This is a genomic window from Pseudomonas sp. 20-5 (assembly GCF_056782835.1).
Genome location: NZ_CM165584.1, coordinates 3,996,839 through 4,020,140 on the forward strand (window position 1 = coordinate 3,996,839; position 23,302 = coordinate 4,020,140).

Consider the following 23,302-nt stretch of genomic DNA (forward strand, 5'->3'; position numbering starts at 1 on the left):
GCTCCAGCCAGGTCACTCGTCGCGACGCAGGTCCGGCGGGATCGGCAGGTCCTTCAACGGGCTCGGCCGCTTGCCCTTGCCGGCCTGGTACTGCTTGAGCTGGTAGACATAGGCCAGCACCTGGGCCACGGCGAGATAGAGCCCAGCGGGAATCTCCTGATCCAGCTCGGTGGAGTAGTACACCGCTCGCGCCAGCGCCGGCGACTCCATGACCATCACCTTGTGCTCCTGGGCCACCTCGCGGATCTTCAGGGCCAGGAAATCGTTGCCTTTGGCCAGCAGCAGCGGCGCCCCGCCGCCCGCCGGGTCGTACTTCAGGGCTACGGCGAAGTGGGTCGGGTTGGTGATCACCACGTCGGCCTCCGGCACCGCCGCCATCATCCGTCTCTGCGCCATCTCGCGCTGCATCTGGCGGATCTTCGACTTGACCTCGGGCTTGCCCTCGGAGTCCTTGTATTCGTCGCGGACTTCCTGCTTGGTCATCAGCAGCTTCTGGCGGTTGTCCCAGATCTGGTAGGGCACGTCCACCGCGGCGATCAGCAGCAGGCTGCAGGCCATCCAGAAGGCGCTCCAGCCGACCACCCGCACGCTGTGCAGGATCGCCTGCTCGAGCGGCTGGTGCGCCAGCGCCAGGAGGGCGTCGCGGTCGGCGGAGAGCACCAGCAGGGCCACCGCCAGCACCACCAGGAACTTGATCAGCGCCTTGCTCAGTTCGAGCAGCGACTTGGCGGAAAACATCCGCTTCAGCCCCGACAGCGGGTTGAGCCGGCTGAACTTGGGTTGCAGGGCGTCCATCGAGAACAGCCAGCCGCCGAGGGCGATCGGCCCGACGATCGCCGCCACCAGCAGCATCAGCAGGATCGGCCAGAGCCCCTGGGCAGCCAGGTAGGCCGAAGCGCCGAGCAATTGCAGCATGCTCTCGGTATTCATCGCGGTTTCCCGGGACAGCTCGAAATTGCTGCGCATCAGGCGCAACAGGGCGCCCGCCAGGTCGGCGCCGTAGATCAGCAGGCCGCCGGCGCCGGCCATGAGGATGGCCAGGGTGTTCAGCTCCCGCGAACGCGGCAACTGCCCTTTCTCGCGCGCCTCGCGGCGGCGTTTCTCCGTGGGTTCCTCTGTCTTGTCCTGCCCGCTCTCGCTCTCGGCCATGGCTATTTCGCCCGCACCAGTTCACGGAGGAATTGCAGGGCCTCGCCGGCCAGCACCTGGTACTGGCTGAGCAGGTCGGCGGTGCCGATCCAGAGGATCACCAGGCCCAGCACCAGGGTCAACGGAAAGCCGATGGAGAAGATGTTCAGTTGCGGCGCCGCGCGGGTCATGGCGCCGAAGGCGAGGTTCACCACCAGCAGCGCGGTGATCGCCGGCAGCGCCAGCAGCAGTGCCGCGCCCATCACCCAGCCGAGCTTGCCGGCGATGATCCAGAAATGGTTGCCGCTCAGGCCCTCGCCCACCGGCAGGGTGACGAAGCTCTCGGCGATTACCTCGAACACTACCAGGTGTCCGTTCATCGCCAGGAACAGCAGCGTCACCAGCATGGTGAAGAACTGGCCGAGCACCGGCACCGAGACGCCGTTGGCCGGGTCGACCATGGAAGCGAAGCCCAGGCCCATCTGCATCGAGATGATCTGCCCGGCGATCACGAAGGCGTGGAACAACAACTGCAGGGAAAAGCCGAGCAAGGCGCCGACCAGGATCTGCTCGCCGATCAGCAGCATGGCCTTCATGCTCAGCGCGTCCACCTGCGGCATCGGCGGCAGGTTCGGCACCAGCACCACGCAGACGCCCAGCGCCAGGTACAGTCGCACCCGCACCGGCACCAGCTGGGTGCCGATCACCGGCATGGTCATCAGCAGCGCCGCGACCCGGAACAGCGGCAGCACGAAGCTGGCGATCCAGCCGCCGATCTGCGCGTTGGTCAGCTCCAGCATCAGCCGATCAGCAGCGGGATGTTGCCGATCAGCGTCTGGGTGTATTCCATCAGCTGCCGCAGCAGCCAGGGACCCAGCACGATCAGGGTGAGCAGGATCACCATCAGGCGCGGCAGGAAGCTCAGGGTCTGTTCGTTGATCTGGGTGGCGGCCTGGAACATCGCCACCACGAGACCGACCAGCAGGCTCGGAACCACCAGCACGCCGACGATCATCGCCGTCAGCCACAACGCCTCGCGGAACAGGTCGAGTGCCACCTCAGGGGTCATGTCTCTCTCCAGTGCGCCAGCGGCGCGTCAAGCCGGCGGCACCACCGCTAGACGGTGCCGAAACTGCCCGCCAGCGTCCCGATGATCAGCGCCCAGCCATCCACCAGGACGAACAGCATGATCTTGAACGGCAGGGAAATGATCAGCGGCGACAGCATCATCATACCCATCGCCATCAGCACGCTGGACACCACCAGGTCGATGATCAGGAACGGGATGAAGATCATGAAGCCGATCTGGAACGCCGTCTTCAGCTCGGACGTGACGAAGGCCGGGACCAGGATGGTCAGCGGCGTCGCCTCCGGGCTGCCGATGTCGGTGCGCTTGGACAGGCGGACGAACAGCTCCAGGTCGGAGGTGCGAGTCTGCGCCAGCATGAACGCCTTCAGCGGTACCTCGGCCTTTTGCAGGGCTTCCTGGGCGGGAATCTGCTCGTTCAGGTAGGGCTGCAGGGCCTGGCTGTTGATCTTGTCGAACACCGGGGCCATGACGAACATGGTCAGGAACAGCGCCAGCCCCACCAGCACCTGGTTCGACGGCGTCGATTGCAGGCCCAGCGCCTGGCGCAGGATGGAGAAGACGATGATGATCCGGGTGAAGCTGGTCATCAGCATGACGAACGCCGGGATGAAGCTCAGCGCGGTCATGATCAGCAGGATCTGCAGGCTGACCGAATACTCCTGCTGGCCCTGGCCGTTGGTGGTCACGGTGATCGCCGAGATCGATGTCGGGTCGGCGGCCAGCGCCGGCCACGGCGCCAGCAACAGGAGGCAGAGCGCGGCGAGCGCGCCGGCCAGGGAGATGCGCGGAGTCATGGCTTGCCCTTGGGGTCCTTGTTCAGCAGCTCCAGCAGGCGCTGGGCGAATTCCGGCGTGGCCGGCTCGCCGTCCGGCAGGTGTACCGGCTCCTTGAGCACGTGCAACGGCGTGATCCGGCCGGGCGTCAGGCCGAGCAGGATCTGCTCCTCGCCGACCTGCACCAGCACCAGCCGGTCGCGCGGACCCAGCGGCTGGCTGGCGAGGGTGCGGATCAAGCGGTTGCCGCGCGGACCGGCCTGTTGCACCCGGCGCACCAGCCAGGCGAGCAGGAAGATCAGGCCGATCACCAGGCCCAGGCCGAGCACCAGTTGGGCCAGTTGCGCGGCGGCGCCGGAAGCGGCGCCCACCGTCGGTGCGGCGGCACCCGTCGTCCCCTCGGCGGCGCACAGCGGCGCGCTCAGCGAGGCGAGTGCCGGCAGGAAGCCGGCGAACAGGTAGCGACGCATGTCAGCGCAGCTTCTTGATGCGTTCGCTGGGACTGATCACGTCGGTCAGGCGGATGCCGAACTTCTCGTTCACCACCACCACCTCGCCGTGGGCGATCAGGGTGCCGTTGACCAGTACGTCCAGCGGCTCGCCGGCCAGGCGATCGAGTTCGATCACCGACCCTTGGTTCAGCTGCAGCAGGTTGCGGATGCTGATGTCGGTATGCCCGACTTCCATGGAGATGGTCACCGGGATGTCCAGGATCACATCCAGGTTGGGCCCCTCCAGGCCGGAAATGGTCGGCGCCTTCGGCGAAGCGCCGAACTCTTCCATCGGCGCCCGCGGGGTGCTCGGCTCCGCCACGGGGGTCGCGCCGCCCTGGGCCATCAGCGCATCGATGTCGTCCTGGCTGGCGTCGCCCGCCTCGGCCAGCGCCGCCGCCCACTCGTCGGCCAGTGCCTGTTCCTCGGTGGTCACTTTTTCTTCGTCTGCCATGGTTCGTCTTTCCTCCGGGGGAAGCGGTCAGCGCGAGCGCTCGACCGCTTCGAGAATCTGTAGCGCCAGGTTGCCCTTGTGGGCGCCCAGCTTGACCTTGAAGGCGGGCACGCCGTTGGCGCGCATCACCATGTGTTCCGGCATCTCCACCGGGATCACGTCGCCCGGCTGCATGTGCAGGATGTCGCGCAGCTTGAGCTGGCGGCGGACCACGGTGGCGCCGAGCGGTACCTGGACGTCCAGCACGTCCTCGCGCAGGGCCTTGATCCAGCGCTCGTCCTGGTCGTCGTGGTCGGACTGGAAACCGGCGTCGAGCATCTCGCGGATCGGCTCGATCATCGAATAGGGCATGGTGATGTGCAGGTCGCCGCCACCGCCGTCCAGTTCGATGTGGAAGGTGGAGACCACCACCACCTCGCTGGGACTGACGATGTTGGCCATGGCCGGGTTGACCTCCGAGTTGACGTACTCGAAGTTCATCTCCAGCACCGCCTGCCAGGCTTCCTTCAGATCGACGAAGGCCTGCTCCAGCACCATCCGCACCACCCGCAGTTCGGTCGGGGTGAACTCGCGGCCCTCGATCTTGGCGTGGCGGCCGTCGCCGCCGAAGAAGTTGTCCACCAGCTTGAACACCAGCTTGGCGTCGAGGATGAACAGCGCGGTGCCGCGCAGCGGCTTCATCTTCACCAGGTTGAGGCTGGTGGGAACGTACAGCGAGTGCACGTACTCGCCGAACTTCATCACCTGCACGCCGCCGACCGCGACGTCGGCCGAACGGCGCAGCAGGTTGAACATGCTGATGCGGGTGTAGCGGGCGAAACGCTCGTTGATCATCTCCAGGGTCGGCATGCGGCCCCGGACGATGCGGTCCTGGCTGGTCAGGTCATAGGACTTGACCGATCCCGGCGTCGCCTCGACTTCGGTTTCCACCAGGCCATCGTCGACGCCGTGCAACAGCGCGTCGATTTCATCCTGGGAAAGCAGATCTTGCACGGCCATGGGATACCTACTGCAGCACGAAATTGGTGAACAACACTTGTTCGATAGCCAGCTGGCCGGTTTCCTTCTTGGCCAGTTCCTGCAATCCGGCGGTCGCCTGCTGGCGGAGCATTTCCTTGCCCACCGGCGTCACCAGCGAGTCGAAACTCTGACTCGAGAACAGCATCACCAGTTTATTGCGAACCAGCGGCATGTGCTCGCGCAATGCGTCCATCTGCGCCTTGTCGCGCCCCATCAACGCGACGCCGACCTGCATGTAGCGCTGCCGGCCGTTCTGGTTGAAGTTGACGACGAAGGCCGGCGCCAGGATCTCGTAGAGCGCCGGCTGCTTGCCCGGCTTCGCCGCCTCGCTGGCGACTTCCTCGGTCTTCTCGGCCTTCAGCGACTTGCTGAGGAAGAACCAGGTGCCGCCCACCGACAGGCCGATCGCCAGCAGCAGGCCGACCACGATCAGCAGGATCAGCTTCAGCTTGCTCTTGCCGCCGCTCGGAGCCCCCGCGTCGGCGGGTGTCGCCTCTTTCTTAGCCATGCCAAAAATCCGTCGCTATAGCGTCAAATGAAGGGTTTCACAGGGGCAGAGCAAGGGTTATGCCATTTCTGCAACGCCGCCCCGCCCCCTGGGGCCAGCCCCGGAGGGCTGTCCGAGATGATAGACGGCGCGGATATTACAGCCTGGCCACAGGAAATCATCCCCGTCTTTTGCGAAATCGCCCGCTCCGGAAAAAGAAAGGCCTCCCGCAGGAGGCCCAAAGGGGAAATGCAGTCGTTCGCCTCAGGCGTAGTAGTCGACCAGACCGCGCGCCGCCGAGGAACCCGGCCGGCTGCGGATCTCGCTGACTCCGGCAAGGGTTTCCTCATCGCCCGAGGCGTCGCCGGCAAAGCCGCGTCCGCGCGCCGATCCGCCCTCGCCCTGCTGCTGGCCCTGCCAGCCCCGCGCCAGCGACTGGTCGGAGACGTTCACGTCGAGCTGGTTCATGCCCTGCTGGCTGAACATGTCGCGCAGCCGGTGCATCTGGCTTTCCAGGGCGTCGCGAACGCCGGCGTTGGGACTGGCGAAGGTCACCTGGGTCTGGTCGGCGGTCATGTGGATGCGCACGTCCAGGCGTCCCAGTTCGGCGGGGTCGAGCTGGATCTCCGCCGACTTCAGGTTCTGGCTGGACATCCACATCACCCGGTCCACTACCGCCTCGCTCCAGCCGTTCTGCTGTATCGCCACCGGCTGGCCGGGCACCGTACCGTTCACCGGACGGTTGGTCAGGGCCTGCTGCGCCATGGCCTGGGTCAGCCCGTTGAGCTTGGCCGCGAAAGGCTCGCCGCGCGGCTCCGCCTTGCTCTCCAGCAGGCTCTCGGAGGCGGCGCTGGCGATGGCCGGCTCGGCGGTCTGCTGCAACTGGGCCTCGAGCGCCTTGCCGTCGACGGCCTTGGGCAAGGAATCGGAAGTCAGGCTGGCAAGGGCATCGCCGAGGTTCGCCTGGCGCGGATCGGCGCTCTTCGCCGGCCCGCCTTTCGCCGCCTGCGCGGCGTCCTGGGCACCCTGCTCCAGGGCCATGTTCACTGCCGGAACGCCGTTGAGCTTGACCAGGGTCGGGTCGCTGCTGGCTTCGGTCAGGCTGGCCGGAGCACTGCTGGCCGTCGGCACGGCCGGCGGCAGCAAAGTCGCCTGGGTATTCTCGTCGAGCATCGGCACGGCGCCGCCGAGGCCGAGCAGTTGCAGCGGATCGACCGGCGTTTCGACTTTATCTTCGCCGTCGGCCTTGGCCTGGCCGTCGGCCGGCAAAGGCTTGCCGTCTTCGGCAACGGCCGGTTGCCCGGCGGCATCCGTCGGCTGCGCCTCGGCAGCCTCCTTGCCGGCGTCCCGCGGCTTGTCCCGCGAACCCTTCGCGGGACCGTCGGCGCGCTCGGCGGGCTTCTTCGCGGTCTCCTTGGCATACATGTCGGAGAAGCTGGAAGTCTTGTCGTTACTGGGCTCAGGCGTTTTCTGCTGGCTCTTCGGCGCAGCGGCCTTGGGCTTTACATCAGGCGTCGGCGGCAACAACACACCAGGGGCGACGGCCATGGGAATTCTCCATTTGCGAAGGGATTGCATCGTGGCTTGCGCAAGGGATGGAGCAAGGTCCGGGCCAACTTCGCCGAGAGCGTCCGCGAAACGCTCGCCAGGGCGCCGCAGCAGGCACGCTCGCTTTGCCCGCAGGTCCCGTCTGGACTACAATCCAGAGCCGCATCCCTCCCGAGGTAGTACCCTGATGTCCTTCGCCGAAAAACTGTCCCGTCTGCAAGCCTTCCTCGATGCCGATGACCTGCACGAAGAAGCGCTGGACTACGTGGCGACCCACGGCTACCTGACCGCCCTCTCCATCTGCCCGGAGCAGGTGCCGGAGCGGGAGTGGATCGACGCCCTGTTCGCCGAACCGCCGCACTACCGCAGCGATGAGGAGCGCCAGGAGATCGAGACTTCCCTCGAGCAGCTCAAGGCGCACATCACCCGCGTGCTGGCCAGCGACGAAGACCTCGAGCTGCCCTGCGACCTCGACCTCGGCGACGAGCCGGACGACTCCGACCTGCGCGGCTGGTGCATCGGCTTCATGGAAGGCGTGTTCCTTCGCGAGGAAGTCTGGTTCGAGCAGGCCGAGGAGGAAGTCAGCGAGCTGCTGCTGCCTATCATGGTCGGCTCCGGCCTGTTCGACGAGCAGCCCGAGTTCGACGAGATCGCCCGCGACCGCCACCTGGTGGACGACATGGTCGCGCAGATTCCCGACCTGCTGACCAACCTGTTCCTGCTCTGCCAGGCGCCGGAAGAAAAGCCCGCCCTGCTCAAGCCGCGCACGCACTAAGGAGCGCCGCGGTGGCGCAGCGGGAAATTCGCCCGAGCGCTCGTGCCTGGGTGCGCTATAGCCTCCAGGCCGTGGGTTTCCTAAGCGTAGCCCTGGGCGTGATCGGCATCTTCCTGCCGGTGCTGCCGACCACGCCTTTCCTGCTCCTCGCGGCGGCCTGCTTCATGCGCAGCTCGCCGCGCTTCTACCACTGGCTGGTCGGCCATCCACGGCTCGGCCCGTGGATCCGCGACTATCTCGACGGCGAAGGCATCCCGCTCAAGGGCAAGGTCTACGCCATCGGCCTGATGTGGGCCAGCATCGCCCTTTCCTGCTACCTGGTCCGACGCCCCTGGGCCCAGGGCTTCATGCTGACCAGCGCGGTACTGGTCAGCATCTATATCCTCCGCCAGAAGACCCGCCCGCCGCACGACGCCTGATGGCCCGCTCAGGACAGCGCCGGATCGCCCTCGCCCAGCGGCAAGCGGTCGCCGGGCCCGCGCCGCTCGGGGCTCAGCACGGTGAAGCCGAAGGTGTTCCAGCCGTCCGCGCTGTCGACGAACACCGAACCGCCGTGCATGCTCGCCACCGCCTTGACGATGGACAGGCCGAGGCCGTGGTTGGCCTCGCTGTTGCTGCGCGCCGCGTCGACCCGATAGAAGCGTTCGAACAGGTGCCTGCGGTGCTCGTCGGCGATCGGCACGCCGGGGTTGCTCACCGCCACCCGCACTTCGTCGCCGCGCCGCTCGACGCCGACCCGCAGCGTGCCGCCGGCGGCGGTGTGCTGGGCGGCGTTGTACAGCAGGTTGGTCACCGCCCGCTGGAACAGGGCGCGCTCGACCAGCGCGCGGGCCTCGCCGCGCACCTCGATACCGACCCCGGCCTCGTCGAAGATCACCTCGAGGAAATCCACCGTGGTGGCGATCTCGCCGGCCAGCGAGGTTTCCTCGCGCTCGCAGGCCAGGCGTCCCTGGTCGGCGCGGGCGAGGAACAGCATGTCGTTGACGATCGCCCGCAGCCGCTCCAGCTCCTCCAGGTTGGATTGCAGGACCTCTTCGTAATGTTCGCCGCTGCGTTCGCGGGACAACGCCACCTGGGTCTGGCCGATCAGGTTGGTCAATGGCGTGCGCAGCTCGTGGGCGACGTCGGCATTGAACGACTCCAGGCGCACGTAGGCCTGCTCCAGGCGGTCCAGGGCGCCGTTGAACGCTCCCACCAGCTCGCGCAGCTCGGCCGGCAGCGGCGAGAGCTGCAAGCGCTGCGACAACTGCCGCGGGCTGATCCGCCGGGCCTCCTCGGACAGCCGATGCACCGGCCACAGGCCCAGGCGGGCGATCCAGTGGCCAAGCAACGAGGCCAGCAGCACACCGAGGGCGGACAGGCCGAGCAGCCATTTCAGGGTGGAGGTCCGCGCCTCATGGAACGCCGCGCTGTCGATGGCGGTGACGTAGGTCAGCCGCGGCCGCCCCTCGCGCGCCGGCAACACGCCGACCCGCGCGGTCAGCGCGTACCGGTGCTCCGGCAACTCCAGTTCGTAGCGGCCGGCGCCATCGGCGATCAGCCGCTGCACCGGTTCGCTGAAGCGCCCGTAGTGATAGCGCGGGTCGTCGCTGTCGATCCAGAAACGAATCAGCTCGTACTCCTGGCTCAGGTTGTCCAGCTTGCCCTGCAGGTGCGGCCAGCGCTCGGCCAGGTCGGGATGGTCGAGCATCCGCGAGACCATGTTGAAGCGCACGTCCACCTCGCCCTGCTGCAGGCGCTCGGTCTGGCGGTCGAGGATGCAATAGAGCATGGTGCCGATGAGGGCGAAGATCACCACCGCGGCGCCGGCGAACATTCCCGCCAGGCGGGTCGACAAGGACATGCCCACCTCAGCCCGACTCCGCCAGCGCACGGTTCTCCAGGACGTAGCCCATGCCCCGGATGGTATGCAGCAGCTTGTTCTCGAACGGACCGTCGAGCTTGGCGCGCAGGCGCTTGATCGCCACCTCCACGACATTGGTGTCGGTATCGAAGTTGATGTCCCAGACCAGTTCGGCGATCGCCGTCTTCGACAGGATCTCGCCGCTGCGCTGGGCCAGCACGCAGAGCAGCGCGTACTCCTTGGCAGTCAGCTCCAGACGGGTGTTGCCACGGAAGACCTTGCGGCTGAGCAGGTCGATGGACAGGTCGGCGATGCGCATCTGCGAATGGCTTTCATGGTTGCCGCCGCGCCGGGTCAGGGCCTGCAGGCGGGCGACCAGTTCGAGGAAGGAGAACGGCTTGATCAGGTAGTCGTCGGCGCCCTCGCGCAGCCCGCGCACCCGGTCTTCCACGCGCTCGCGCGCGGTGAGCATGATCACCGGGGTCTGCCGCCGCTCGCGCAACGCCCGCAGAACGCCGTAGCCGTCGACGCCCGGCAGCATCACGTCGAGCACGATCACGTCGTACTCGCCATGGAGCGCCAGGTGGCGACCGTCGATGCCGTTGTCCGCCAGGTCCACGGTGAACCCCTGTTCGCTGAGGCCACGGTTCAGGTAGTCCGCCGTCTTCGCCTCGTCCTCGACAATCAGTACCCGCATCTATCGCCCGATCCTCTGTTCGCCTTCGCATCCCGGGCGGGACGCATGCCTGCCTGCATCCTAGCCACGCGCCGCCGTCCAGGAAAGCCGCGTCCGTTACGCCTCATGTCGCCGTCGCCCCAGCGGTTCCGCCGTCCGAGGTCGTCGCCCCGCGCCGGTGGAACAGCCGCTCCAGGGCCAGGTATACCACCGGCGTGCTGAACAGGGTCAACACCTGGCTCACCAGCAGCCCGCCGACCACCGCGATGCCCAGAGGCTGGCGCAGCTCGGAACCGGTGCCGAAGCCGATCATCAGGGGTATCGCGCCCAGCAGCGCGGCCAGGGTGGTCATCATGATCGGCCGGAAACGGGTCAGGCAGGCCTGGTAGATCGCCTGCTCCGCGCTCATGCCCTGCTCGCGCTGGGCGACGATGGCGAAGTCGACCATGAGGATGCCGTTCTTCTTGACGATACCGATCAGCAGCACGATGCCGATCAGCGCCATGATCGAGAAGTCCTGGCCCCAGGCCCAGAGCAGGAACACCGCGCCGATCCCCGCCGAGGGCAGGGTCGAAAGGATCGTCAGCGGATGTACGAAACTCTCGTAGAGCACGCCGAGGATGATGTACACCGCGATCAGCGCGGCGAGGATCAGCAGCGGTTGCGAGGCCAGCGAGCTCTGGAAGGCCTGCGCCGCGCCCTGGAACACGCCGATAATGGTCGAGGGCATGCCGATCTCCTCCTGGGCGCGCTGCACCGCCTGCACCGCCTCGCCGAGGGACACCCCGGCAGCCAGGTTGAAGGACAGGTTGACCGCCGGGAACATGCCGTTGTGGTTGATCTGCAGCGGCCCGGAGCGCGGCGCCGCGACCTTGGCGATGGCCGACAGCGGGACCATCTCGCCGCTCAGCGGCGAGCGCAGGTAGAACCAGTCCAGGCTTTCCGCGCGGCCGCGCTGGCGCGCATCGAGTTCGAGGACCACCTTGTACTGGTTGACCTCGGTCTGGTACTCGCCGACCTGGCGCTGGCCGAAGGCGTCGTAGAGGGTCTGGCTGACATCCTCGGCGCTGAGGCCGAAACGCGCCGCGGCCACCCGGTCGATGTCCAGCGCGGTGACGCTGGCGCCGACCTGCAGGTCGTTGGACACATCCATCAGCCCCGGCACCTGCTTCAGGCGCTCGGTGAGGCGTTGCGCCCAGAGCGCCAGCTGGGTGCTGTCGCTGCTGCGCAGGGCGTACTGGTACTGGGTCCGCGAGGGTCCGGAACTGAGGTTGATGTCCTGCGCCGCGCGCAGGTAGAGCATGATTCCCGGCACCTTGGCCAGTTGCGGGCGCAGCCGGTCGATGAACTCGCCGACCGAGACATCGCGCTCGCCACGGTCCTTGAGGACGATCCAGAAACGCCCGTTGGCCAGGCTCTGGCTACCGCCGGTGACGCCCACCGCATGGTTGTAGCTCTGCACCGCCGGGTCGCTGGCGATGATCTCGGCCAGTTGCCGGTGCTTGGCGACCATGTCGTCGTAGGAGATATCCTCGGCAGCCTGGCTCGTGCCGAAGACGAAGGCGGTGTCCTGCAAGGGGAAGAAACCCTTGGGAATCCCGACGTAGCCGGCCACCGCCACCAGCACGGTAAAGGCGAAGCCGACCAGCATCAGCCGCTGGTGCCCGAGCGCCCAGCGCAGGCCGCGCTCGTATCCGCCGGTCAGCCATTCGGCGAAGCCCTTTCTCGGCGCGTCGGCATGCCGCAATGCCGGCATGAAGCGCGAAGCCAGCATCGGCGCCAGGGTCAGCGAAGCGAGCACCGAGATCAGGATCGCCACCGTCACGCTGACCGCGAATTCGCGGAACAGCCGGCCGACGATCCCGCCCATGAACAGCAGGGGAATGAACGCGGCGATCAGCGAGAAGCTGATGGAAATCACGGTAAAGCCGATCTCCGCCGCGCCCTTGAGCGCCGCCTCGACCTTCGAGGCGCCCGCTTCCAGGTGTCGGTGGATGTTCTCCACGACCACGATGGCGTCGTCGACGATGAAGCCGACGGCGATGATCAGCGCCACCAGGGTCAGGTTGTTGAGGGTGAAGCCGAGCACGTACATCGCCGCGAAGCTGGCGCTCAGGGACACCGCCAGCACCGTGGCGACGATCAGGGTCGCCGACAGCTGGCGGAGGAACAGGCCCATCACCAGCACCACCAGGCCAATGGTCAGCAGCAGGGTCAGTTCGACCTCGTGCAGCGACGAGCGGATGGTCCGGGTGCGATCGTTGAGCACGTCTACCTCGATGGTCGCCGGGAGCATCTCGCGCAGGCGCGGCAATGCGGCCTGGATCGCGTCGGCGGTATCGACGATGTTCGCCCCAGGCTGGCGGAGGATCACGAGTGCCACCCCGGGCACACCGTTCGGCCAGGCCTGCACGTAGTCGTCCTCGGGCGCCGAGACGATCCGCGCCACGTCCTTGAGGAACACCGGCGCGCCCTGGCGGTAGGCGACCACCAGGTCGTCATAGTCGCTGGCGTTGAACAACTGGTCGTTGGCCGCGAGGGTCGACACCCGCCCCTCGCCGTAGAGCGCGCCCTTGGCCAGGTTGACGCTGGCCGACTGCAACGACTGGCGCAGGTCGGCCAGGGTCAGCTGGTAGGCGGCGAGCTTTTCCGGCTGGGCCTGGATGCGGATCGCCGGGCGCTGCTGGCCGACCACGAAGATCTGCCCCACGCCGTTCACCTGGCTGAGCTGGCGGGCGAGGATGGTCTCGGCGTAATCGCTGAGTTCGATCAGCGGCATCATCTCCGAGTTGACCCGCAGGATCATGATCGGGCTGTCCGCCGGGTTGACCTTGCGCCAGGTCGGCAGGTTCGGCATGTCCACCGGCAGCCGCCCGGCCGCGGCGTTGATCGCCGCCTGGACCTCCTGGGCGGCGACGTCGATGCTCTTGTCGAGGCTGAACTGCAGGGTCAGGGTGGTGGTGCCCAGGGCGCTGCTGGAAGTCATCTCGGTGATCCCGGGAATCGCGCTGAACTGCACTTCCAAGGGGGTGGCCACCGACGAGGCCATGGTTTCCGGGCTACCGCCGGGCAGCAAGGCGTTGATCTGGATGGTCGGGAAGTCCGCCTCCGGCAACGGCGCCACACCGAGCCGGAGGAACGCCAGCAGCCCCAGCAGCAGCGAGGCCAGGGTCAGCAGCGCGGTGGCGATCGGGTGCCGTACGCACCAGCCGGAAATCCCGGCGCGCGGCGTCACGGCTGCCGCTCCGCCGCCTGAGCCAGGCTCGGGCGCGGCTCCTGGATATCGACCAGGGCGCCGGGCATCAGCCGCGAGTGGCCGTCCACCACCACCTGGTCACCGCTGGCCAGGCCTTCCACCACACTGAGGCCGTCGATGTCCTGGAGCACCCGCACTGGCACCGCCTCGACCCGATCGGCGGCGACCCGGTAGACGAAATTACCCTCCAGGCCGCGGCGCACCGCCTTGCTCGACAGCACCAACTGGTCGCGCCGGACCCCGGTGTGCAGGCTCACCGCGACGAACTGCCCGGGCCAGAGCCGGGCCTGGCGGTTATCGAAGGAGGCGCGCACGCGGATGGTACCGGTGGAACTGTCGATCTGGTTGTCGATGGTCAGCAACCGGCCCTCGCCCAGCGCGCTCCCGCCGTCGCGGCTGTAGGCGCGCACCGCCGCCTCGCCGCCGAGCAGCGCCTGCAACTGGGACAACTGTTCCTGTTGCAGGGAGAAGACTACGGAGATCGGTGCGATCTGGGTCACGCTGAACAGGCCGAGACTGTCGCCGACCCGCACCAGGTTGCCGACATCGACGTTGCGGATACCGACCTTGCCGGATACCGGCGAGGTGATCCGGGTGTAGGACAGGCGCACCCGCTCGGCGTTGATGGTGGCATCGTTGGCCTTCAGGGTCGCGCGCAACTGGTCGACCGTCGCCTGCTGCTGGTCCAGCAGTTGGCGTGACACCGCACGCTCGGCATACAGGCTGCGGTAGCGTTGCAGGTCCTGCTCGGCGGATTTCAGCTGGGCCTGGTTGCTCGCCCTGGAGGCCTGCGCCTGCTCCAGCGCGGCGACGACGGCGCGGTCATCGATGGTCGCCAGCAACTCGCCCGCCTCGACCATCTGCCCTTCGCTCACCAGCAGGCGGGTCAACTGGCCGTCGATCTGGGTGCGGATCACCACGTTGTGCAACGAAGTCACCGTGCCGATGCCGCTGACCTGTTGCTCGACGTCGCGCCGCTCCACCCGCGCCACGTTCACCGGGACCCTGGCCGGCGCGGGCGCCGCCTTCGCCCCGGCGTCGCCGCCGAGCCATGCCCAACCGCCGAAGGCGACCAGGCCCGCCGCCAGCATGCCCACCAGGACCCGTCCCCCACCACTGCGCAACGCCTGCATCTGTCCACCTTTCCCAGTGGCCGGCCTCGCGCGGCCGACTTCGTTCTTCTTTATAAGCAGCGCAGCGGGACCCCACCCTGACCCCTGAATGACAATCCTGTCAGTTTCGCCGGACACCCCGCGCTGGCAGGCCGCCCGGCGCTCTCGTAGACTTCGCTGAGTCCTTCCGGAGCCCGCTCGATGTCCCCAACCCCCGGCGCACGCCGGCCCTGCCCCAGGGCCTACGCCCCCTGGCTGCTGTCGCTGGCGGCGACATTGCTGCTGGCAGTCGGCGCGGCGCTGGCGCAGTGGGACCTGGAGTCGATACTGAGCCGTGCCGAGCAGCGCTACGGCGAGCTGGGCGCGGCGAAATCACGCCTGGGCGACTGGGGCCGCCTGCTCGAACAGGGCGGCACGCTCGACGAAGCGGCCAAGCTGCGCGCGGTCAACGACTTCTTCAACCGGTCGCTGCGTTTCACCGACGACATCGAGATCTGGCAACAGGAAGACTATTGGGCGACTCCGGTCGAGGCGCTGGTCAAGGGCGCCGCCGACTGCGAGGACTACGCCATCGCCAAGTACGTGACCCTGCGTCGCCTAGGCGTCGCCAGCGACAAGCTGCGCATCACCTACGTCAAGGCCCTGCGCCTGAACCAGGCGCACATGGTGCTGACCTGGTACGCCAGCCCGGGCGCCGACCCACTGGTGCTGGACAACCTGATCGGCGAGATCCGCCCCGCTTCGCAACGTGACGACCTGTTGCCGGTGTACGCCTTCAATGCCGAGGGCCTCTGGCTGCCCGGCGCCGACGGCGGACGCCGGACCGGCGACAGCAAGAAGCTGTCGCGCTGGCAGGACCTGCTGACCAAGATGCGCGCCGAAGGCCTCGACCTCGACGCACCCAAGGAGGATTGAATGTCACTGCTCAAGCAATTGTTCCTCGCCATCTGCCTGTTCCTCGTCGTCGCCTTCAGCGGCAGCTTCGTCAGCAGCGTGGAGAACTCCCGCGAGCAGTTGCGCGGCCAGTTGCGCTCCCACGCCCAGGACGCCGCCACCGCCCTCGGCCTGTCCCTGACGCCACACGTGGACGACCCGGCGATGGTGCAACTGATGGTCAGCTCGATCTTCGACAGCGGCTACTTCGCCAGCATCCGGGTGATCGACATCAAGAGCGGCAAGCCGCTGGTCGAGCGCGTGCAGGCGCATGCCGAGCGTACGGTGCCCGGCTGGTTCGAACGCCTGGTGGATCTCCAGCCCCAGGGTGGCGACGCGCTGATCATGCGCGGCTGGGAACAGGCGGCGCGGGTCGAGGTGGTCAGCCATCCGCAATTCGCCCTGGCGCGCCTGTGGGACAGCGCCCTGGGCAGCCTCTACTGGTTGCTGGCCTGCGGCGCGGCGAGCCTGCTGCTTGGCGGCTGGCTGCTGCGCCGCCAACTGCGCCCGCTCGACCAGATGGTGCGCCAGGCCCATGCCATCAGCCGGCGGGAATTCCTCAGCCTGCCCAGGCTGCCGCGCACGCCGGAGCTGCGCCGCGTGGTGCAGGCGATGAACCAGATGGTGGAGAAACTTCGCACGCTGTTCGCCGAGGAGGCCGCGCGTAGCGACAAGCTACGCGCCCAGGCCTACCAGGACAGTCTCACCGGCCTGCCCAACCGGCGCCTGTTCGACGCCCGCCTCAACGAACAGCTGGGTGCCGGCGAGCACGAGCATGCCGGGCAGCTCCTGCTGCTGCGCCTGAACGACCTGAACGGGCTCAACCAGCGTCTCGGCGGGCAACGCACGGATGAATTGATCCAGGCGGTCGCCCGCTTGCTGGTCGACTCCTGCGGCCAGCAAGGGCGCACCGACTGGCTGCTGGCCCGCAGCCGCGGCGGCGAGTTCGCCGTGCTGGCTCCCGGTTGCTCCCGCGAGCAGGCCGAACGCCTGGCCGAGGAACTCTGCGAAGGCCTGGAGAACCTTGCTCGCACCGGTGCCAGCGATCTCACGCCGGTCGCCTATCTCGGTATCAGCGCGTTCGCCGAAGGCGACTCGCCCGCGGATCTCCTGGCCCGTGCCGACCAGGCCCTGGCCCAGGCCGAAAGCCAGCCCGCCCAGCCCTGGGCGAGCCAGGACGGCACCGCGCTCGCGGCGCTCAACGATAGCCAGGACTGGCACGACTGGATCGACCAGGCCCTGACGGAGCGCCGCCTGCTGCTCTATTTCCAGCCGGTGGTGGACTGCCTGGACACCCAGCGCGTCCTCCACCACAAGGTCCTCGCGCGTCTGCTCGACCCGCAGGCCACGGCCATCGCCGCCGGGCGCTTCCTGCCCTGGATAGAACGTTTCGGCTGGGCCGCGCGCCTGGACCTGGCGATGCTCGAACAGAGCCTGGAGCACCTGCGGCGCCATCCACGGCCGCTGGCGCTGAGCCTGTCGGCCGCCAGTGTCCGCAATGCGCAGACGTTTGCCCCGCTACTGGCCCTGCTCAAGGCGCATCCGCAGGAGGCGCGCCAGCTGACCCTGGAACTGGACGAGCGGCACCTGCCAGCCGCGGCCGAACTGGAACGCCTCAGCCAGGTCCTGCGCGAACTGGGCTGCGGTCTCGGCCTGCAGCATTTCGGCGGCCGCTTCAGCCTGATCGGCAACCTTACCCATCTGGGGTTGGCCTACCTCAAGCTGGACGGCTGCTACCTGCACGCCGTCGACCGGGAAGGCGACAAGCGGTTGTTCATCGAAGCGGTCTATCGCACCACCCACAGCATCGATCTACCGTTGATCGCGGAACAGGTGGAAACCCTCGGTGAACTCGAAGTACTGCGGGAAATGGGTTTGCGTGGCGCCATGGGACGCCTGTTCGGCAGCCCGGCGCCCTGGTCCGGGGATGCCTGATAGCGAGTCCGGAGCGGGTCGGACTCGCTTTACAGCGGATTCGGCATCGACGCCAGGCGCTCCCTCTCCGACAGAGAACGCGCCGGCGCGAGCCGACAGGTCCCCGTCATGAAACCGCCAGTCGCTGTTCCACCAGCACTCCCCCGTAAAGCGCGATCTGGGTCTTGGCATTGAGTTCGATGCGCAAGGCCACCGCGCGCTCGATGCCGATCTTCAGGTGCGGACCGAAGCGCGATACGTCCAGGCCGGCACGGATCATCATCTTCTCCACGCCTACGGTGGTTACCGTCACCAGCGTCTGGATGTCGTTCTGCAGGCTGTAGCGGGCCAGCGCGCGCATCGCCTCCAGCGTACAGTCGGAAAAGCCCAGCGAGCCTTTCTGTCCAGAGTTGATGGCGAAACGGCTGAGTTCCCAGATGTGCGGCGAGCAAGGCGCTTCCTTGCCGTGCAGAAGCTCCGGGAAGGTGTTCTTCAGCATGTAGGGGCCAGTGGTATCGAGAATTCGCCAGCAACCGAAAACCTGGGCTTCAGGAGTATCTTCCTGGATCAACATGTAATAAGGACTGAGTGCGTCATAACCATCGATTTCCATCTCGTCGATGACACTAACGTCCCAGCCTTTGCGCTCCTTGAACACTTGAGCACGCAACTTGTGCATCTCGCCCAGCAGTTTTTTATCGAACTCTTCGCGCCGACCAATTTGTACGATCATCTTCACTTCCTCCAAATAGGAAGCTGAAGAATTTATGCAAATTTCATAATTTTATAACTAGCAAATGAGATAGATTTCGGTGAACCCGGACCCTTGCTAGGCTCGAAGAAACGTCCGAAAAGATCAGAGCAATGGCTTCACACGAGAGAACACAGCCCCAAAACATGGCCTTCCGGGCAAAGGCCACCCGCACCGCCCGACGGGAAAGCCAGGAAACTTTCTGGAGCCGCTTCGGGATAAGCCAATCCTGCGGCAGTCGTTTCGAGAATGGCGAGAACCTGCCCTTCCCTATATATCTGCTTTTGCATTTCTATATAGAAGGGCAAATTACCGATCGCCAGCTCGCCGACCTGAGAGGCAAGATCAGAGAGTAATAAGACCCAAATTAACGGCCATAATGGCCGCTACGCGGCGGGAGGTCACACCGAACTTCCGCCGAATATTTCCCATATGGAAGTTCACATTGGCTTCCGAGCAGTTGCAGATAACCGATATCTCCCAACTGGTCTTGCCGATGGCGCACCACTGCAACACTTCCTTCTCCCGGCTGGTCAGAACCACCGGTTTGCTGACCGGATGTTCGAAGGCCAGTCCGGCACCGCTCTGCAGTGCGTAGTCCTTGAGCATCCACAGGGTCGGCAGGACCGACTCCATGAAACGGTTGGCCTCGGCCCGGTTTTCCGCTTCCACGCTGAGGCTCAGCGCGCCGAGTTCGCCGCGAGCACCATGCAGCGGCATGGTCAGCCCATACACCAGGCCGGCGGCCGAGGCTTCCTCGAAGAACTCGTGCTGCTTTCGCGTCTGGTAGATGGACGGTTCCCAGAAAATCGGCAGTACGCTCTGGGTACAGTGACTGACCGTCGGGTCGACCCGCGCGTAGCCAGCCCGGTCGTAATGCTCGCGCCAGGCGGCCGGGTAGTTGCCGACGATGAAGGCGTTCTCGTAGTCCTGGCTGTCCTTAGGCAACAGGCCGAACAGGATCTTCGAGAATCCAAGGTCGCTCGCCATCTTCTGCAGGATGGCGCTCCACTCCAATTTTCCACTTGAGCGTTCCAGCTCAAGAAAACCGTCAACCAAGGCCATAGCGCTACGTTCTTCTTAAACTATTAACCAATCAGCCAAATATGGATTCGGCACCCGATATCCGGCACGTTGTACGGCAGTCCGAGAATCCCGGCTTCCTGCCGAGGCGCATGCGCCCGTGCCCGACGACCCCTGAAGATGTCCAGTCAGCCCACTCTATAGAGTTGGCGTTGTGCCGGAAAGGCACATTTCAGTCCCACTTAACAATAGACCGCAGCGTTTGATGCACCTAGTACGATACCCGTCCTAGAGGGTAAGCAAACGTTTAAATGTGATCTAGATCACATTTTATGCGAACTGAATACCCAGTCACACCTGGTCCCCGGGTTCACTGTCGGCCCATCGCCACGCGTGCGACCGCTCTCGGCCGGGCGATCCGAGGCGCAGACGTCTGTGCGCGGCGCACGCGCAAAGGCACAGCGCCGCGGCCAAGGGGGCGACCTCGCGGCGTCAGGCCTGCCGGGCACGGACCCGGCGACATAGCCACTTTTCCAGTTCGGCGACGCAGAACAGGCCGAGCCCGGCCAGCAGCACCCGCGCCCACTCGCCCGGGGCCAGGCCGACCGAGCCGAACAGCGCCTGCAACGGCGGCGCGTAGGTATAGAGCAGTTGCAGCACCACGCAGGCGGCGATCGCCAGCAAGACCTGGCGGTTGCCGAACAGGCCCTCGCGGCTGAGCACCGAATCGTAGATATGCCGGCTGTTGAGCAGGTAGAACATCTCGCACACCACCACGCTGTTCACCGCCATGGTCCGCGCGCTCTCCAGCCCGGTGCCATGCTCCAGCTCCCAGAGGAACAGGCCCAGGGCGCCCGCCATCATCAGCAGCGAGACCAGCAGCACCCGCCAGACGAAGAACAGCGACAACAGGGGCTCCGCCGGCGGACGCGGCGGACGCTGCATCAGGCCGCGCTCGGCCGGATCGAAGGCCAGCGCCAGGCCCAGGGTGCTGGAGGTGACCATGTTGATCCAGAGGATCTGCGCCGGCGTCATCGGCAGGGTCAACTGGAACAGGATCGCGGCGATCACGATCAGCGCCTCGCCACCGTTGGTCGGCAGCATGAAGAGGATGAATTTCTTCAGGTTGTCGTAGACCGCCCTTCCCTCGCGCACGGCATTGGCGATGGTGGCGAAATTGTCGTCGGCGAGGACCACCTCGGCCGCCTCCTTGGCCGCCTCGGTGCCCTTGTTGCCCATCGCTACGCCGACGTCGGCGCGCTTCAGCGCCGGCGCATCGTTGACCCCGTCGCCGGTCATCGCCACCACCTCGCCGCTGGCCTGCAGGGCCTGCACCAGGCGCAGCTTGTGCTCAGGGCTGGCGCGGGCGAACACATCGACGCCCGGCAGCACTTCGCGCAGGCGCTGGTCGTCGAGCAACTCGATCTCCGCGCCGGTCAGCGCCGGCCGGTCGATGCCGATCCCGAGCATGGCGCCGATCGCCCGCGCGGTGTCGACGTGGTCGCCGGTGATCATCTTCACCGCGATACCCGCCACCTGGCATTCGGCGACCGCGGCCACGGCTTCCTCGCGCGGAGGGTCGATGATGCCCACCAGGGCCAGCAGGGTGAAGCCATGTTCCACGTCGGCGAAATCCAGCGTGCGCTGCTCCGCCGGCATCGCCCGTCGGGCGATGGCCAGCAGGCGCAGGCCGCGAGCGGCGGTGTCGGTGGCCAGGCGCCGCCAGTAGTCCGGGTCCAGCGGCCGCACCGAGTCGCCCACCCGTTCAGCCTCGCACATGTCGAGGATGCGCTCCGGCGCGCCCTTCAGGTAGACCATCGCCTGGCCTGCGTGGTCGTGGTGCAGGGTGGCCATGAAGCGATGCTCGGACTCGAACGGAATCGCATCGCTGCGTGGCCGTTCCGCCGCCAGCGCCTGCGGATCGAGGCCCAGCTTGAGGCCGAGGCTGAGCAGCGCGCCTTCGGTGGGGTCGCCCTCCAGTTGCCATGCCTCGCCCTCCTGGTGCAGGCGCGCCTCGTTGCACAACAGCGCCGCGCGACCGATCTCCTGCAGATCGTCGCGTCCGGCGGGATCGAGGCCTTCGCCGTTGTGGCTGAAACCACCCAGCGGGGCGTAACCGGCGCCGCTGACCTCGATTACCTGGTCGGCGGTGACGATACGCTGCACGGTCATCTCGTTGCGGGTCAGGGTGCCGGTCTTGTCCGAGCAGATCACCGTCACCGAACCCAGCGTCTCCACCGCCGGCAGGCGGCTGACGATGGCGTTGCGCCGGGCCATGCGCTGTACGCCGAGGGCGAGGATCACCGTCATGATCGCCGGCAGTCCCTCGGGAATCGCCGAGGCGGTCAGCGCCACCACCAGCATGAACATGTCCACCATCGGCTGGCCCTGCCAGAGGGTGCCGAGGACGAAAGTGGCGCCGGCCAGCAGCAGGATCGCCAGGGCCAGCCAGCGACTGAAGCTGGCGATCTGTCGCAGCAGCGGAGTGGCCAGGGTGCGGACTTCGCGCAACAGCGTACCGATCCGGCCCAGTTCGGTATCCCCGGCGGTGGCGACCACCACTCCGCGCGCCTGGCCGCTGGTCACCAGGGTGCCGGAATAGGCCATGCAACGGCGGTCGCCGAGCAGCGCGTCGATGGCCACCGCGACGCAGCCCTTCTCCACCGGCACCGACTCACCGGTCAGGGCCGACTCGTCGACATGGAAGTTCTTCGTTTCGAACAGCCGCAGGTCGGCCGGCACCCGGTCGCCGGAGGCCAGCAGCACCACGTCGCCCGGTACCAGGCGTTCAGCGTCCAGCGCCTGGCGCTGGCCGTCGCGCAGGACCAGGGCATGCAGCGAAAGCATGTCGCGGATGGCGTCCAACGCGTTGGCCGCCTTGCCCTCCTGGACGAAACCGATCAGCGCGTTGACCACCACCGCCAGGAGGATTACCGCACTGTCCACCCAGAAGCCGAGCAGCGCGGTGACCAGCGAGGCGAACAGCATCATGTACAGCAGGACGTTGTGGAACTGCCGCAGCAAGCGCAGCAGCGGCCCCTGGCGTTTCGGCGCGGGCAACCGGTTGTAGCCGTGCGCCGCCAGGCGGCGGGCGGCCTCGTCCGCGTCCAGGCCGGCGGCGGAGCTGTGCAATCGTTCCAGCACCCGTTGCGGCGGGCTGGCATGGGCGTCGCGGGAAGACAGGGGTGGGATGCCGTTCATGGGATTCCTGCGCCTCGTTCTGATGAACAGAACTATCGGGCAGGCCTGCGCCGCAACGTTTGACCTGTCTCAAACGGATGCTTGCAGTTGAAAGCATCTGGCCGGGGAAAACTTTTCCGGATGTTGCGCGGCACCTCGCCCCACGTGGCGAGGTGCCGCGCCCTCCTAGAGGCTCATGTGCAGCAGCGGGAACGGCCGCCCCGCCGAGTCGGTCGCGGAGCGGCCGGTCTGGCGGAACCCATAGTGTCGATAGAAACCGCAGGCCTGCGGGTTCTGCTCGTTGACATCGACGCTCAGGCGCGGCCAGGTCGCCCGCGCATGATCGAGCAGGCGTCGGCCGATACCCCGGCCGCGCAGCCCGGGTTCGACGAAGAGCATCTCGACATGCGCCTGGTTCAGGCCAATGAAGCCCTGGGCCACGCCGTCGTCGTCGACCAGCACCCAGACCTCGACGGCCGGCAGGTACAGGTCGCGGACCTGTGGGTAAAGCTCGACGATGTCCGCTTCACTGAGAAAATCGTGGGTCGCGCGGACGGAACGTTCCCACAGGTCGACCAATGCCGTGTTGTCGGCGTCGACGCGCTTGCGAATGTGCATGCTGGATTCCTTTATCCGAAAGATTCCAGGTAGAACGAAAGGCAGCCGCGACCGCCAGGCCGGGCGCCACGCTGAGGTTCGTCGCCTGGATGCCCGTGGCGCGAATCAACGCATGGACGGTGCACAGCGGCGGCGACGAGGGAGGAAGGGAGCGCCATCCTAGAAGAAAACGACCGGTCGGAACAGCCGCGCTTCCCATGCTTTTCCCGAAACGACGAATGAACGACACT

The 23,302-nt window shown here is 66.7% G+C and carries 22 protein-coding genes; 5 read left to right on the plus strand and 17 right to left on the minus strand.

Annotated elements, in window-relative coordinates; all coding sequences use genetic code 11:
- Positions 1-12: 12 nt before the first annotated feature.
- The 9 genes from flhB to AC1RB9_RS18395 all read right to left on the minus strand — a co-directional run bounded on the left by flhB (position 13) and on the right by AC1RB9_RS18395 (position 6,991).
- Entirely contained in the window at positions 13-1,149 is a 1,137-nt protein-coding gene (gene flhB, locus AC1RB9_RS18355; RefSeq protein ID WP_003083056.1) for a flagellar biosynthesis protein FlhB, read from the minus strand.
- Between the two features lie 2 nt (positions 1,150-1,151).
- Positions 1,152-1,928 (minus strand): flagellar biosynthetic protein FliR, encoded by a 777-nt coding sequence (fliR, locus tag AC1RB9_RS18360; RefSeq protein WP_003083054.1) that lies wholly within the window; start codon positions 1,926-1,928, stop codon positions 1,152-1,154.
- A complete protein-coding gene (gene fliQ, locus AC1RB9_RS18365) occupies positions 1,928-2,197 on the minus strand; it encodes a flagellar biosynthesis protein FliQ (protein WP_003083053.1) in 270 nt (89 codons plus the stop codon). The genes fliR and fliQ overlap by 1 nt, the downstream gene beginning before the upstream one ends.
- 47 nt (positions 2,198-2,244) lie before the next feature.
- On the minus strand, positions 2,245-3,012 hold the full coding sequence (fliP, locus tag AC1RB9_RS18370) for a flagellar type III secretion system pore protein FliP (RefSeq protein WP_003083052.1): 768 nt from the start codon (positions 3,010-3,012) through the stop codon (positions 2,245-2,247).
- Complete coding sequence (gene fliO, locus AC1RB9_RS18375) at positions 3,009-3,461, minus strand: flagellar biosynthetic protein FliO (protein WP_003083051.1); 453 nt, start codon at positions 3,459-3,461, stop codon at positions 3,009-3,011. The genes fliP and fliO overlap by 4 nt, the downstream gene beginning before the upstream one ends.
- Position 3,462: 1 nt before the next feature.
- Entirely contained in the window at positions 3,463-3,936 is a 474-nt protein-coding gene (gene fliN / locus AC1RB9_RS18380; protein ID WP_003083049.1) for a flagellar motor switch protein FliN, read from the minus strand.
- Positions 3,937-3,963: 27 nt separating this feature from the next.
- Positions 3,964-4,935 (minus strand): flagellar motor switch protein FliM, encoded by a 972-nt coding sequence (gene fliM / locus AC1RB9_RS18385; RefSeq protein ID WP_003083045.1) that lies wholly within the window; start codon positions 4,933-4,935, stop codon positions 3,964-3,966.
- Between the two features lie 7 nt (positions 4,936-4,942).
- Positions 4,943-5,464, minus strand: coding sequence for a flagellar basal body-associated protein FliL (gene fliL, locus AC1RB9_RS18390; protein ID WP_003083042.1), 522 nt, complete (start codon positions 5,462-5,464; stop codon positions 4,943-4,945).
- Between the two features lie 243 nt (positions 5,465-5,707).
- Complete coding sequence (locus AC1RB9_RS18395) at positions 5,708-6,991, minus strand: flagellar hook-length control protein FliK (RefSeq protein ID WP_023116657.1); 1,284 nt, start codon at positions 6,989-6,991, stop codon at positions 5,708-5,710.
- A gap of 187 nt (positions 6,992-7,178) precedes the next feature.
- Between AC1RB9_RS18395 and AC1RB9_RS18400 the strand changes: the two genes are divergently transcribed.
- Together AC1RB9_RS18400 and AC1RB9_RS18405 are read left to right on the plus strand one after the other, a co-directional pair.
- Positions 7,179-7,766 carry a UPF0149 family protein gene (locus AC1RB9_RS18400; protein ID WP_003083037.1) on the plus strand — a complete coding sequence of 196 codons (588 nt, stop codon included), beginning with the start codon at positions 7,179-7,181 and terminating at the stop codon, positions 7,764-7,766.
- Positions 7,767-7,777: 11 nt separating this feature from the next.
- Complete coding sequence (locus AC1RB9_RS18405; protein WP_003087079.1) at positions 7,778-8,185, plus strand: YbaN family protein; 408 nt, start codon at positions 7,778-7,780, stop codon at positions 8,183-8,185.
- Between the two features lie 8 nt (positions 8,186-8,193).
- Here the strand turns inward: AC1RB9_RS18405 and AC1RB9_RS18410 are convergent, their stop codons facing one another.
- From AC1RB9_RS18410 to mexM, 4 genes are all read right to left on the minus strand, one after another.
- Entirely contained in the window at positions 8,194-9,639 is a 1,446-nt protein-coding gene (locus tag AC1RB9_RS18410) for a sensor histidine kinase (RefSeq protein WP_003083034.1), read from the minus strand.
- Complete coding sequence (locus tag AC1RB9_RS18415) at positions 9,617-10,306, minus strand: heavy metal response regulator transcription factor (RefSeq protein ID WP_003083028.1); 690 nt, start codon at positions 10,304-10,306, stop codon at positions 9,617-9,619. Before AC1RB9_RS18415 ends, AC1RB9_RS18410 begins: the two co-directional genes overlap by 23 nt.
- 103 nt (positions 10,307-10,409) lie before the next feature.
- On the minus strand, positions 10,410-13,520 hold the full coding sequence (gene mexN / locus AC1RB9_RS18420; RefSeq protein WP_003162987.1) for a multidrug efflux RND transporter permease subunit MexN: 3,111 nt from the start codon (positions 13,518-13,520) through the stop codon (positions 10,410-10,412).
- Positions 13,517-14,674, minus strand: coding sequence for a multidrug efflux RND transporter periplasmic adaptor subunit MexM (mexM, locus tag AC1RB9_RS18425; RefSeq protein ID WP_003162988.1), 1,158 nt, complete (start codon positions 14,672-14,674; stop codon positions 13,517-13,519). The genes mexN and mexM overlap by 4 nt, the downstream gene beginning before the upstream one ends.
- A 180-nt stretch (positions 14,675-14,854) precedes the next feature.
- On the opposite strand from mexM, the gene lapG reads away from it, so the two are divergent.
- Together lapG and lapD are read left to right on the plus strand one after the other, a co-directional pair.
- Positions 14,855-15,568: a cysteine protease LapG gene (gene lapG / locus AC1RB9_RS18430; RefSeq protein WP_003083022.1), complete on the plus strand. Its 714-nt coding sequence runs from the start codon at positions 14,855-14,857 to the stop codon at positions 15,566-15,568.
- Positions 15,569-17,521 carry a cyclic di-GMP receptor LapD gene (lapD, locus tag AC1RB9_RS18435; RefSeq protein ID WP_003122949.1) on the plus strand — a complete coding sequence of 651 codons (1,953 nt, stop codon included), beginning with the start codon at positions 15,569-15,571 and terminating at the stop codon, positions 17,519-17,521.
- A 106-nt stretch (positions 17,522-17,627) separates the two neighbouring features.
- Here lapD and lasI read toward each other — a convergent pair whose 3' ends face one another.
- Entirely contained in the window at positions 17,628-18,233 is a 606-nt protein-coding gene (gene lasI, locus AC1RB9_RS18440) for an acyl-homoserine-lactone synthase LasI (protein ID WP_003083017.1), read from the minus strand.
- Positions 18,234-18,364: 131 nt separating this feature from the next.
- Here lasI and rsaL point away from each other — a divergent pair, with 131 nt between their 5' ends.
- Positions 18,365-18,607: a quorum-sensing transcriptional regulator RsaL gene (gene rsaL, locus AC1RB9_RS18445; protein WP_003083010.1), complete on the plus strand. Its 243-nt coding sequence runs from the start codon at positions 18,365-18,367 to the stop codon at positions 18,605-18,607.
- Here rsaL and lasR read toward each other — a convergent pair.
- The 3 genes from lasR to AC1RB9_RS18460 form a co-directional block, all read right to left on the minus strand.
- A complete protein-coding gene (gene lasR, locus AC1RB9_RS18450; protein WP_003082999.1) occupies positions 18,597-19,316 on the minus strand; it encodes a transcriptional regulator LasR in 720 nt (239 codons plus the stop codon). The two genes, rsaL and lasR, sit on opposite strands and share 11 nt — an antisense overlap.
- Positions 19,317-19,766: 450 nt before the next feature.
- Positions 19,767-22,475, minus strand: a complete 2,709-nt coding sequence (locus AC1RB9_RS18455) for a cation-transporting P-type ATPase (RefSeq protein WP_003449740.1) — start codon at positions 22,473-22,475, stop codon at positions 19,767-19,769.
- A gap of 165 nt (positions 22,476-22,640) precedes the next feature.
- Positions 22,641-23,072 carry an acetyltransferase gene (locus AC1RB9_RS18460; protein ID WP_003082981.1) on the minus strand — a complete coding sequence of 144 codons (432 nt, stop codon included), beginning with the start codon at positions 23,070-23,072 and terminating at the stop codon, positions 22,641-22,643.
- Between the last annotated feature and the right edge of the window lie 230 nt (positions 23,073-23,302).

Coding starts and splice junctions, on each gene's coding strand:
- flhB (WP_003083056.1), bottom strand. CDS start 1,149: ATGGCCGAGAGCGAGAGCGGGCAGGACAAGACAGAGGAACCCACGGAG.
- fliR (WP_003083054.1), bottom strand. CDS start 1,928: ATGCTGGAGCTGACCAACGCGCAGATCGGCGGCTGGATCGCCAGCTTC.
- fliQ (WP_003083053.1), bottom strand. CDS start 2,197: ATGACCCCTGAGGTGGCACTCGACCTGTTCCGCGAGGCGTTGTGGCTG.
- fliP (WP_003083052.1), bottom strand. CDS start 3,012: ATGACTCCGCGCATCTCCCTGGCCGGCGCGCTCGCCGCGCTCTGCCTC.
- fliO (WP_003083051.1), bottom strand. CDS start 3,461: ATGCGTCGCTACCTGTTCGCCGGCTTCCTGCCGGCACTCGCCTCGCTG.
- fliN (WP_003083049.1), bottom strand. CDS start 3,936: ATGGCAGACGAAGAAAAAGTGACCACCGAGGAACAGGCACTGGCCGAC.
- fliM (WP_003083045.1), bottom strand. CDS start 4,935: ATGGCCGTGCAAGATCTGCTTTCCCAGGATGAAATCGACGCGCTGTTG.
- fliL (WP_003083042.1), bottom strand. CDS start 5,464: ATGGCTAAGAAAGAGGCGACACCCGCCGACGCGGGGGCTCCGAGCGGC.
- AC1RB9_RS18395 (WP_023116657.1), bottom strand. CDS start 6,991: ATGGCCGTCGCCCCTGGTGTGTTGTTGCCGCCGACGCCTGATGTAAAG.
- AC1RB9_RS18400 (WP_003083037.1), top strand. CDS start 7,179: ATGTCCTTCGCCGAAAAACTGTCCCGTCTGCAAGCCTTCCTCGATGCC.
- AC1RB9_RS18415 (WP_003083028.1), bottom strand. CDS start 10,306: ATGCGGGTACTGATTGTCGAGGACGAGGCGAAGACGGCGGACTACCTG.
- mexM (WP_003162988.1), bottom strand. CDS start 14,674: ATGCAGGCGTTGCGCAGTGGTGGGGGACGGGTCCTGGTGGGCATGCTG.
- lapG (WP_003083022.1), top strand. CDS start 14,855: ATGTCCCCAACCCCCGGCGCACGCCGGCCCTGCCCCAGGGCCTACGCC.
- lapD (WP_003122949.1), top strand. CDS start 15,569: ATGTCACTGCTCAAGCAATTGTTCCTCGCCATCTGCCTGTTCCTCGTC.
- lasI (WP_003083017.1), bottom strand. CDS start 18,233: ATGATCGTACAAATTGGTCGGCGCGAAGAGTTCGATAAAAAACTGCTG.
- rsaL (WP_003083010.1), top strand. CDS start 18,365: ATGGCTTCACACGAGAGAACACAGCCCCAAAACATGGCCTTCCGGGCA.
- lasR (WP_003082999.1), bottom strand. CDS start 19,316: ATGGCCTTGGTTGACGGTTTTCTTGAGCTGGAACGCTCAAGTGGAAAA.
- AC1RB9_RS18455 (WP_003449740.1), bottom strand. CDS start 22,475: ATGAACGGCATCCCACCCCTGTCTTCCCGCGACGCCCATGCCAGCCCG.
- AC1RB9_RS18460 (WP_003082981.1), bottom strand. CDS start 23,072: ATGCACATTCGCAAGCGCGTCGACGCCGACAACACGGCATTGGTCGAC.